This is a genomic window from Dokdonella sp. (assembly GCF_035703485.1).
In the GTDB taxonomy this organism is placed as follows: domain Bacteria; phylum Pseudomonadota; class Gammaproteobacteria; order Xanthomonadales; family Rhodanobacteraceae; genus Dokdonella.
In genome coordinates this window covers 1-10,093 of the sequence record NZ_DASSYD010000094.1, presented here as the reverse complement: position 1 = coordinate 10,093, position 10,093 = coordinate 1, and the positions used below count along the sequence as shown (strand labels likewise).

The following is a 10,093-nucleotide window of genomic DNA, read 5'->3' as shown; positions in this document are numbered from 1 at the left end:
CCGCAACGAATCCCACCAAGCCTCAACTCCCAATTTCCCGTCGCCCCTGCGCAGGCAGGGGCCCAGTGCCCTTCGTCCCGAATTGAAACGGCTCGGTTCTTGCCGTGACGCGATCGAGTTCGCTATTCGCTTGCCGAGAGTCAGGGATTTCGAGCGTCATGCAACTCAAAGAAGGGCCACTGGATCCCTGCCTGCGCAGGGGCGATGAGTGGGGTTTTGGGTGTTCCGGCGAAGCGAACGCATGTCATCACCGGCATTTTCCACCAACCACCAACCGCAATCCGCAATCCGCAACGAATCCCACCAAGCCTCAACTCCCAATTTCCCGTCGCCCCTGCGCAGGCAGGGGCCCAGTGCCCTTCGTCCCGAATTGAAACGGCTCGGTCCTTGCCGTGACGCGGTCGAGTTCGCTATTCGCTTGTCGAAAGTCAGGGATTTCGAACGACATGCAACTCAAAGAAGAGCCACTGGATCCCTGCCTGCGCAGGGGCGATGAGTGGGGTTTTGGGTGTTCCGGCGAAGCGAGCGCATGTCATCACCGGCATTTTCCACCAACCGCCAACCGCTAGCGGCTAGCCGCAACTCGACAAGCCTCAACTCACCGTTCCCCACCAAATACCTCTTGCGCAATGCAACAAGCGTCGTTATTCTGCGGGCCAATGTACTAACGCGTTAATACGTTATGAAGAAGCGATCCATCAAACCCGAGGCATCAACTGCGAAAGCGGAGGAGGGCCTGTGTCGTGCGTTGTTGTCGCTGGATTCGGTTCCCGCCATGCGTGCGTTCCTGCGTGATCTGTGTACGCCTTCGGAACTGGAAGCCCTGACTGATCGCTGGCGGGTTGTGCCATATATCCTCAAGGGCCTTCCGTATCGTGAGATTCACGAGCGCACCGCGGTCAGCATCACCACCATCGGCCGCGTCGCGCGCTTCCTCAGTCAAGGCAATGGCGGCTATCTCGCTGCGCTGTCCCAGATCGAGTCGGCGAGGCCGGCAAAAGTCGCAGATCCAGCAAAGCCGGCACGCAGCAAATCGGCGCCAGCAGCAAAGTCCCGGCGCAACGCTCCCGCGGCACGCGGAGCGGGCGCATGAGTTCACGCGACCGTCTGCGCATCGCCATCCAGAAGTCGGGTCGACTCAGCGATGCCTCGATCGATCTGCTGGCGCGCTGTGGAATCACTTTCCGCCGCAGCCGCGACAAGTTGTTCTGCTTCGGCGAAACCTTGCCGGTCGATTTGCTCCTGGTTCGTGATGACGACGTCCCCGGCATGATTGCCCAGGGTGTTTGCGATCTAGGTTTTGTCGGCCGCAATGTCCTGCTCGAACAGATTCTTGGCACCGGTTCCGATCAGGCGTCCACGCCGTTTCGGGAGATGCGTCCACTTGGCTTCGGTCACTGCCGGTTGTCACTCGCGGTGCCGGATGACTTCGATTACTCCGCGCCCTCGCAACTGGCCGGGATGCGTATTGCGACGAGCTACCCGAATCTGCTCGCCGACTGGCTGCGGCGCAATTCGGTTGAGGCGAGCGTGGTCACGTTGTCCGGCTCAGTCGAAATCGCGCCGCGCGTCGGTACCGCCGATTGCATCTGCGACCTGGTTTCCAGCGGTGCCACGCTCGCTGCCAATCAGCTCAAGGAAGCCGATGTCATCCTCGAGTCCGAAGCCGTGCTGGCCGCCGGTGCGGTGTTGCCAGGTGACGAGCGTGGTGAATTGATCGACATGTTGTTGCGTCGAATCGAAGGCGTGATCCAGGTGCGCGTGTCCAAGTTGGTCATGTGGCAATCGCCGCGCGCCGCGCTCGATGACATCACCCGTCTGCTGCCAAATGGACAACGCCCCACGGTCACTTCGATCGAAGGACTCGACAATCAGGTATCAGTCCAGGTGATCTGCAATGACGCGATCACCTGGCAGCATCTCGAAGACATGAAGCGCGCCGGAGCGCGGCAGATGCTGGTCTTGCCTGTGGAGCAGATGCTGACATGAAGCAGCTCGACTGGAACTCTCTGGACGCCTCTTCGCGTTCAGCCGCGCTGGCGCGGCCTGCGCAAACAAATTCAGCAGAAACACGCGCGGCCGTTGCGCGCACGATCGATGCGGTGCGCAATGGCGGCGATACGGCGCTGCTCGACCTGACCCGTCGCTACGATCGCTGCGAACTCGATTCCTTGCGCGTCAGCATTGAAGAATTTGATGCCGCCGAACAAGCATTGAGCACCGAATTGAAGCAGGCGATTGTCGATGCGCATGGGCGAATCGAGCTGTTTCATCGCGCCTGCGCCCTGCAATCAATCAAGGTTGAAACCGCTCCCGGTGTCGTCTGCGAACGCATTTTGCGTCCCATCGCCCGGGTCGGTCTGTATGTGCCGGCCGGTGCTGCGCCGTTGCCGTCGACGGCACTGATGCTGGGGGTGCCTGCATCGATTGCCGGCTGCAACGATGTCGTTCTCTGTTCGCCGCCCCGCCTTGATGGCCGTTGCGACGAAGCGGTGTTGTTCGCTGCGCGCCTTTGCGGAATCGACAAGGTCTTCAAGCTTGGCGGCGCGCAAGCGATCGCAGCCATGGCCTATGCCACCGAATCCGTGCCGCGTTGCGACAAGTTGTTCGGTCCGGGCAATGTCTGGGTCACTGAAGCCAAGGTCCAGGTCGCGGCCGATCCACGGGGTGCGGCGATCGATATGCCAGCCGGGCCCTCCGAGGTGCTGGTGATTGCCGATGCCAAAGCCAACCCGGAATTCGTCGCTGCGGATCTGCTCGCCCAGGCCGAGCACGGCGCGGATTCGCAATCGATCCTGCTGACACCAAACGCGGCCCTGATTGACGAAGTGGCGACGCGCATCGAAGCGCAACGCCAGCGCATTCCGCGTGCCGACATCGCTGCCAGGTCACTTGCCCACGGTTGCCTGATCAAGGTCGATTCATTGGCCGAGGCAGTCGCAATCAGCAATGACTATGCGCCTGAGCACTTGATCATCAATTGCGAAAAGCCTCGTGATCTGCTGGAGAGCGTCAGCAGCGCCGGATCCATCTTTCTTGGCGCATGGTCACCCGAATCGGTGGGTGACTATTGCAGTGGCACGAATCATGTATTGCCAACCTACGGCGCTGCGCGCTCATGGAGTGGACTGTCGGTGGCGAGTTTCCAGAAACAGATGACCGTGCAGGAACTGTCGGTCAATGGCCTGCGCACGATCGGTCCGTGCGCGGTCACCCTGGCCCGTGCCGAACAACTGGATGCGCATGCCGCAGCGGTGAGCCTGCGTCTTGAGTCGATGGAGAATGCGGCATGAGTGTGCTCGAATTGGCGCGCCCGGAAATTCTCGCCTTGCACGCCTACTCCTCGGCCCGGCTCGAATCAGGCGAGGCCAGAATCATGCTCAACGCCAACGAGGCGCCATGGCCACCTGCGGGTGTTTTGTCCGGAGCCCGGGGCCGACCACTGAATCGCTATCCCGATCCGCAACCGGAACGCTTGCTCGATCGTCTCGCCGAGCTTTATGGCGTCAATCGGGATCAGGTGTTGGTCAGCCGCGGCAGCGACGAGGCCATTGATCTCCTGGTGCGCGCATTCTGCCGCCCCGGGGTCGACGCCATCGCCATCGCCCCGCCCACCTTTGGCATGTATGCGGTCTGCGCCGGCATCCAGGGCGCGGCATGCATCGAGATTCCACTCGATGAAGGATTCGCCATTGATGTTGATGCGCTAAGCGAACGCCTGCCCGACTCGGTGAAGATTGTGTTCCTGTGTTCGCCGAACAATCCGACCGGCGGTTGCACCGCACTGGTCGACATCGAACGCGTCGCCTATGCCATGCGCGGACGCGCGCTGGTCATTGTCGATGAGGCGTATATCGAATTTGCCGATGGCCCAAGTGCATCACGTCTGATCGAGCACCATGAAAACCTCGGTGTGTTGCGCACCCTGTCCAAGGCGTGGGCACTGGCTGGTGCGCGGGTCGGCTGTCTGCTCGCCGGCAAGGATATCATCACCTTGCTGCGCAAGATCATGCCGCCCTACCCATTGCCGACACCGAGTATCGCAGCGGCCCTCGCTGCGCTGACCGCAGAAGGAATGGTATTGACCTACCAGCGCACCGCGCTGATGGTTGCCGAGCGAGAGCGGATGGCGGCGACACTGACTCGTCTTCCGGGCGTGATCACCGTTCTTCCCTCCAGGGCGAATTTCCTCTGCGTGCGCTTCGAGGATGCGGTCACGGTATTTCAGAACCTGAAATCTGCCGGCGTGATCGTGCGCGATGTCGGTCGCCATCGGCGGCTGTCAGGTTTCCTGCGCTTGAGCATTGGTACGCGTGAAGAAAATTCGCGATTGCTTGATTGCCTCGTACGCAAGGCGAATTCGGCATGAGTGCGCGCAAGATCCTGTTTGTCGATCGCGATGGTTGCCTGATCGAAGAGCCTGAGGATTTTCAGATTGATCGCTTCGAGAAGTTTGCCCTGCTGCCGGGCGTGATTGCGGCGTTGTCGCGTTGCGTCGCAGCCGGCTACGAAATCATCATGGTCACGAATCAGGATGGCCTCGGTACCGCGAGTTTTCCGCAGGCCGATTTCCAGGGGCCGCATGATCTGCTTCTGCGCATTCTGGACTCGCAAGGTATTGCCCTGCGCGAAGTGCTGATTGATCGCAGCTTTGCCCATGAGGGTCTGGATACGCGCAAACCCGGCGTCGGCATGATGCGCCACTGGCTTGCCGACGATAGCTGGTCGCGGGCGAAGTCAGCGATGGTCGGTGATCGTGAAACCGATCTGCAGTTCGCAGCCAATCTCGGTGTGCGTGGATTTCGCGTCGGACCCGAAGGGCAGAGCTGGGCAGACATTGCACGAGCCCTGATCGATTCACCGCGTATCGCCGAAGTCATCCGCGAAACGAAGGAAACCAGGATTCGCGTGCGCGTCGATCTCGATGCCGGCGCGCGCTCCGATATCCGAACCGGCCTCGGCTTCTTCGATCACATGCTTGAGCAGATCGCCAGGCACGGCAATTTCGATCTGCAACTGCATTGCGACGGCGACACGCATATCGATGAGCACCACAGCATCGAGGATTCGGCACTGGCCCTCGGCGAGGCCTTGCGCAAGGCACTGGGTGACAAGCGCGGCATCGGTCGCTATGGCTTCACCCTGCCAATGGACGAGAGTCTGGCGTCGGCGGCGCTCGATCTTTCCGGTCGTGCCTGTTTCGAGTTTGACGGAAGCTTTCCGCGCGATCGCGTCGGCGAGGTGCCGACCGAATTGGTGCCGCATTTTTTCCGTTCGCTATGCGACGGCCTTGGCGCGAATCTGCACCTGAGTGTGCGTGGCGAAAACGCACATCACATGGTCGAGGCCTGTTTCAAAGTGGTCGCGCGCTGCCTGCGCCAGGCGATCCGCATCGACGGTGATGATCTGCCGAGCACCAAGGGTGTATTGTGAGTGCGACCGATGTCGTACTGGTCGATGCCGGCGGCACCAATATCGGCTCGGTGCGCTACGCACTTGAACGCCTCGGTGTCGATGCCCGGATCAGCGCCGACGCCGGACAGATCCGCGCCGCCTCGCATGTGATTCTGCCCGGTGTCGGCGCCGCCGTTCCGGGCATGCAGCGCTTGCGTGATTCGGGCCTCGTCGAAACCATGCAGAGTCTCGAACAACCCGTGCTTGGCGTCTGCCTCGGCATGCAGTTGCTGTTTGAGCACTCGGATGAAGGCAATGTCGCCTGTCTCGGCGTGATTCCCGGGCGGGTTCGTCGCATCGAGGCGGATGCGCACCGCCGTGTTCCGCACATGGGCTGGAACCGCCTGTGCCGTGAGCGCGACGATCGGCTGCTCGAACGCCTGGCGGAGGATGCGTTTACCTATTTTGTGCACAGCTACGCAGTCGCACGCAGCGAATCGACGCTGGCCAGCGTCGACTACGGCGCGCCGCTGAGCGCCATCGTCCGTCATCGCAATTACTGCGGCATGCAGTTTCATCCCGAGCGCTCCAGTGCGGTCGGTGCCTTGCTGCTGAAGAATTTTCTCTGCCTATGACACTCGAAATCATTCCTGCCCTCGATCTTCGCGAAGGCCGCGTCGTGCGCCTGCGTCAGGGCGACTATGCGCGCGAAACCGGCTATGCGCTCGATGCCGTCGAGCAGGCGCAACGCTATCGCAATGCGGGCGCGAGTCGACTGCATGTGGTTGATCTCGATGGCGCACGTGAGGGGCGCTTCGAAAACCTTTCCGTAATCGAAGCGCTGGCCAAACTCGATCTCGATATCCAGGCCGGTGGCGGCGTACGCGATGAAGCCGACATCAAGCGATTGTTCGATGCCGGCGTGCAGCGCGTCGTCGTTGGCAGCGTCGCGGTTCGCGAGTGCGAGCGCGTCGTCGGCTGGATCGAGCGCTACGGTGCCGAGCGTCTGGTGATTGCGCTTGATACCCGCGAAGTCGATGGTCGCTGGACGCTGTCATCCGCAGGCTGGACAGAAGCCGCCGCATCGACACTCGATGAACTCGCGCCGCGCTTTGCGCAAGCCGGAGCACGGCATCTGCTGTGCACCGATATCAGCCGCGATGGCATGTTGTCCGGTCCGAATCTCGATCTGTACGCCCATCTCACGACAATCGCGCCAAGCCTCGCCGTGCAGGCCTCCGGTGGCGTCCGTGATCTCGATGACATCAAGGCGCTGCAGGGCAGGGCAGCCGGCGTGATCCTCGGCCGCAGCCTGCTTGAAGGTCACCTTGATGTTGCCGGAGCATTGCGGTGCTGACCCGGCGCATCATCCCCTGCCTCGATGTGCGCGATGGCAAGGTGGTCAAGGGCGTGCGCTTTCGTGATCTCGTCGTGGTCGGCGATATTGTTGATCTGGCCCTGCGCTACCGAGACGAGGGCGCCGATGAGCTGGTCTTCTACGACATCACGGCCAGCCCCGAGGGGCGTAGCGTCGATCGTGATTGGGTCGAACGCGTGGCCCGCGCAATCGACATTCCATTCTGCGTGGCCGGCGGCATTCGCGATGTCGAATCGGCGCGCGCGATCCTGCATGCCGGAGCCGACAAGATTTCGATCAATTCACCGGCGCTCGAACGCCCCGAACTGATCAACGAACTCGCCGCGGCGTTCGGTGTGCAATGCGTCGTCGTTGGCATTGACAGCCTGCTCGATGCCGATGGTGAATGGCGCGTGCGCCAGTACAGCGGTGACCCCGACAAGATGCAGGCCTTGCCGCGACGCACGCTCGACTGGGTGGTCGAAGTCCAGCGGCGTGGTGCCGGTGAAGTCGTGCTCAATTGCATGGATACCGATGGCGTGCGCACGGGCTACGACCTGGCCCAGTTGCGTGCCGTGCGCGCGGTCTGCGCAGTGCCGCTGGTCGCTTCGGGCGGTGCTGGAACCTTTGAGCATTTCCGTGAGGCGTTTGTCGATGTCGATGCCGATGCCGATGCCGCGCTCGCCGCCAGCGTATTTCACTCCGGTGCGATCCGGATTCCCGAGTTGAAAACCTTTCTTGCCAGCAACGGTGTGGAGATCCGGTCATGAATGACACCAATATCGAAGCAGACCTCGATTGGGCAAAAGGCGACGGGCTGCTTCCGGCCGTCATCCAGCACTGGCGCAGTGGCGAAGTGCTGATGCTCGGCTACATGAATCGCGAGGCGCTTGGCGCAACCCGGCGCAGCGGCAAGGTCACCTTTTTCAGCCGCAGCAAGCAGCGCCTGTGGACCAAGGGTGAGTCCTCGGGAAACACCTTGCTGCTCAAATCGCTGCACATCGATTGCGATACCGACACCTTGCTGGTTCGGGCCGAGCCACTCGGGCCGACTTGCCATCGCGGCACGCCGACCTGCTTTGCCGATGCACCCGGCTTGCCGCTGGCCTTTCTGGGTGAACTGGATGCGCTGGTCGAAAAGCGCCATGCCGAGCGCCCAGAAGCCAGCTATACCACGCAGCTTTTTGAGGCCGGAGTGCGCAAGATCGCCCAGAAAGTGGGCGAAGAGGGGGTCGAAACCGCGCTGGCCGGGGTTGCCCAGGAAGACGCCGAGTTGCTTGGCGAGTCGGCCGACCTGTTGTTTCACCTGCTCGTGCTGCTGCGCGCCCGCGGGCTGGGCCTGGCCGATGCCGTCGGCGTGCTGAAATCAAGGCATTCGCAATAGTGCCAAACCTCGCGTAAACTCTGCCGCACTGTGTCTGCTGGGGCCAGATTGCATTGTGGCAAGGTTACCGCCGATCCCTGATTGGTCGCTTATCGAGTCGCGAACAACCTCCTTGCATAGCAGTACCCGCGTCGAACTTCGGTTCGCGCACAACTTGTGTTCCATAGTTCAAGGATTCAAATATCATGTCAGATCGTGAAAACGGCACCGTCAAATGGTTCAACGACGCCAAGGGCTTCGGATTCATCACGCGTGAAAACGGCCCCGATGTATTCGTGCATTTCCGCTCGATCGAAGGCGACGGCTTCAAGTCGCTCGCCGAAGGCCAAGCCGTCAGCTTCAGTGTGACGGAAGGCCCGAAGGGCCCGCAAGCAGAAGCTGTCCGCGCCGAATAAGCGCAACCAAATTCCGCTCGTACTGAACCTCGGGCTAAACGCCCGGGGTTTTTTTGTTATCAAAAATCAAGAGGCAAGTCATGCAGATATCCGAACGCAAAGTTGCGTCCTTCCACTACACCCTGACCAATGATGCAGGAGATGTGCTTGACAGCTCGGAAGGTAGGGAGCCGCTGGCCTACCTGCACGGTGCCGGCAATATTGTTCCCGGGCTTGAAAGTGAAATGACTGGCCGCAGCGCTGGCGACAAATTCAAGGTCGACGTCACCCCGGAAAACGGCTACGGGACTTACATCGAAGAGCTTGTCCAGGTCGTCCCGCGCGAATCATTCCAGGGCGTCGATGAGCTCGCCGTCGGCATGCAGTTCCAGGCCCAGACCGCTCAGGGCGCCATCGCCGTTGTCGTCACCGCAATCGAAGGCGATCAGGTAACCGTCGACGGCAACCACCCGCTAGCCGGTGAAACCCTGCATTTCGACGTCGAAATCGCCGAAGTCCGTGACGCCAGCGAAGAAGAAACCCAGCACGGCCACGTCCATGGCGTCGGCGGGCATCAGCATTAAAAGCGGGGAGTTGGAAGTGGGGAGTGGGGAGTGGGAAGGCGGAAAGCGGTGAGCGGTGAGCGGTAAGCGGTAAGCGGTAGGCAAAAACTTCCGTTCGTGCCGAGCTTGTCGAAGCATGAGCGGAAGACTCCGCAAGCCTCATCCCAACCTACATCCGTTCGTGCCGAGCTTGTCGAAGCATGAGCCGCAAGCGGTTGGCAGCAAACAACGATCAACATAAAACTCCCTCAACCTTCCAATTCACCGTCGCCCCTGCGAAGGCAGGGGCCCAGCGCCTTTGGCTTTACCCGCCAGGACGAGAAGCAGGGTCACTGGGCCCCTGCCTGCGCAGGGGCGAAGAGAGGTGGGTTGAAGATTCTGGTGGGCGGGGGTTCTCAGGCGCCTGCCAGTTGCCGGCTTTGTCCATCTTCGTAGTTCCGAGTTTCATCGGGCGGAAACCTGGAACACGCATCCAGCGACCAACGCAAAAACCCCTCAACCTTCCAATTCACCGTCGCCCCTGCGAAGGCAGGGGCCCAGCGCCCTTGGCTTTTGCTCGCCAGGACGGAAAGCAGGGGCACTGGGCCCCTGCCTGCGCAGGGCGACGAGAGGTGGGTTGCAGATTCTGGTGGGCGGGGGTTCTCAGGCGCCTGCCAGTTGCCGGCTTTGTCCATTCTCGTAGTTCCGAGGTTCATCGGGCGGAATCCTGGAACACGCAAACAACGACCAACGCAAAACCCCCTTCAACCTTCCAATTCACCGTCGCCCCTGCGAAGGCAGGGGCCCAGCGCCTTTGGCTTTTACCCGCCAGGACGAAAAGCAGGGTCACTGGACCCCTGCCTGCGCAGGGGCGAGTGCGCCCGTGAGGGCGTCGTATCAACGCGGTGTAAATCCGCGTCGGGGCAAGCCACAGGCCTCGTAGTTGAAGGTAACTGCGTCGCTGAGAGGCGGGGTGGAGAGCAACCGGAAGCGAACTGATGGTCCGTAGTAAAGCGAACCCGTTTCGGCGGGGTGTTGCGGC

At 61.3% G+C, this 10,093-nt stretch carries 11 protein-coding genes; all 11 read left to right on the top strand.

The window, feature by feature from the left end; all coding sequences use genetic code 11:
* The first annotated feature begins 682 nt into the window (after nucleotides 1-682).
* The 11 genes from VFN25_RS06985 (at nucleotide 683) to VFN25_RS06935 (ending at nucleotide 9,093) form a co-directional block, all read left to right on the top strand.
* A complete protein-coding gene (locus VFN25_RS06985) occupies nucleotides 683-1,093 on the top strand; it encodes a YerC/YecD family TrpR-related protein (protein WP_325140234.1) in 411 nt (136 codons plus the stop codon).
* Complete coding sequence (gene hisG / locus VFN25_RS06980) at nucleotides 1,090-1,989, top strand: ATP phosphoribosyltransferase (protein ID WP_325140232.1); 900 nt, start codon at nucleotides 1,090-1,092, stop codon at nucleotides 1,987-1,989. Before VFN25_RS06985 ends, hisG begins: the two co-directional genes overlap by 4 nt.
* Nucleotides 1,986-3,293, top strand: coding sequence for a histidinol dehydrogenase (gene hisD / locus VFN25_RS06975; protein WP_325140230.1), 1,308 nt, complete (start codon nucleotides 1,986-1,988; stop codon nucleotides 3,291-3,293). Before hisG ends, hisD begins: the two co-directional genes overlap by 4 nt.
* A complete protein-coding gene (gene hisC / locus VFN25_RS06970; protein WP_325140228.1) occupies nucleotides 3,290-4,369 on the top strand; it encodes a histidinol-phosphate transaminase in 1,080 nt (359 codons plus the stop codon). The genes hisD and hisC overlap by 4 nt, the downstream gene beginning before the upstream one ends.
* Nucleotides 4,366-5,433, top strand: coding sequence for a bifunctional histidinol-phosphatase/imidazoleglycerol-phosphate dehydratase HisB (hisB, locus tag VFN25_RS06965; RefSeq protein WP_325140226.1), 1,068 nt, complete (start codon nucleotides 4,366-4,368; stop codon nucleotides 5,431-5,433). Before hisC ends, hisB begins: the two co-directional genes overlap by 4 nt.
* Nucleotides 5,430-6,029 carry an imidazole glycerol phosphate synthase subunit HisH gene (gene hisH / locus VFN25_RS06960; RefSeq protein ID WP_325140224.1) on the top strand — a complete coding sequence of 200 codons (600 nt, stop codon included), beginning with the start codon at nucleotides 5,430-5,432 and terminating at the stop codon, nucleotides 6,027-6,029. The genes hisB and hisH overlap by 4 nt, the downstream gene beginning before the upstream one ends.
* Nucleotides 6,026-6,751, top strand: a complete 726-nt coding sequence (gene hisA, locus VFN25_RS06955) for a 1-(5-phosphoribosyl)-5-[(5-phosphoribosylamino)methylideneamino]imidazole-4-carboxamide isomerase (RefSeq protein WP_325140222.1) — start codon at nucleotides 6,026-6,028, stop codon at nucleotides 6,749-6,751. The genes hisH and hisA overlap by 4 nt, the downstream gene beginning before the upstream one ends.
* Nucleotides 6,745-7,521: an imidazole glycerol phosphate synthase subunit HisF gene (gene hisF / locus VFN25_RS06950; protein ID WP_325140220.1), complete on the top strand. Its 777-nt coding sequence runs from the start codon at nucleotides 6,745-6,747 to the stop codon at nucleotides 7,519-7,521. Before hisA ends, hisF begins: the two co-directional genes overlap by 7 nt.
* Nucleotides 7,518-8,135 carry a bifunctional phosphoribosyl-AMP cyclohydrolase/phosphoribosyl-ATP diphosphatase HisIE gene (gene hisIE / locus VFN25_RS06945; protein ID WP_325140218.1) on the top strand — a complete coding sequence of 206 codons (618 nt, stop codon included), beginning with the start codon at nucleotides 7,518-7,520 and terminating at the stop codon, nucleotides 8,133-8,135. The genes hisF and hisIE overlap by 4 nt, the downstream gene beginning before the upstream one ends.
* Before the next feature lie 185 nt (nucleotides 8,136-8,320).
* On the top strand, nucleotides 8,321-8,530 hold the full coding sequence (locus VFN25_RS06940; RefSeq protein WP_325140217.1) for a cold-shock protein: 210 nt from the start codon (nucleotides 8,321-8,323) through the stop codon (nucleotides 8,528-8,530).
* A gap of 80 nt (nucleotides 8,531-8,610) precedes the next feature.
* Nucleotides 8,611-9,093, top strand: coding sequence for a peptidylprolyl isomerase (locus tag VFN25_RS06935; protein WP_325140214.1), 483 nt, complete (start codon nucleotides 8,611-8,613; stop codon nucleotides 9,091-9,093).
* The last annotated feature ends 1,000 nt before the right edge of the window (nucleotides 9,094-10,093 follow it).

Coding starts and splice junctions, on each gene's coding strand:
- hisB (WP_325140226.1), top strand. CDS start 4,366: ATGAGTGCGCGCAAGATCCTGTTTGTCGATCGCGATGGTTGCCTGATC.
- hisC (WP_325140228.1), top strand. CDS start 3,290: ATGAGTGTGCTCGAATTGGCGCGCCCGGAAATTCTCGCCTTGCACGCC.
- hisA (WP_325140222.1), top strand. CDS start 6,026: ATGACACTCGAAATCATTCCTGCCCTCGATCTTCGCGAAGGCCGCGTC.
- VFN25_RS06985 (WP_325140234.1), top strand. CDS start 683: ATGAAGAAGCGATCCATCAAACCCGAGGCATCAACTGCGAAAGCGGAG.
- VFN25_RS06940 (WP_325140217.1), top strand. CDS start 8,321: ATGTCAGATCGTGAAAACGGCACCGTCAAATGGTTCAACGACGCCAAG.
- VFN25_RS06935 (WP_325140214.1), top strand. CDS start 8,611: ATGCAGATATCCGAACGCAAAGTTGCGTCCTTCCACTACACCCTGACC.
- hisIE (WP_325140218.1), top strand. CDS start 7,518: ATGAATGACACCAATATCGAAGCAGACCTCGATTGGGCAAAAGGCGAC.
- hisD (WP_325140230.1), top strand. CDS start 1,986: ATGAAGCAGCTCGACTGGAACTCTCTGGACGCCTCTTCGCGTTCAGCC.
- hisG (WP_325140232.1), top strand. CDS start 1,090: ATGAGTTCACGCGACCGTCTGCGCATCGCCATCCAGAAGTCGGGTCGA.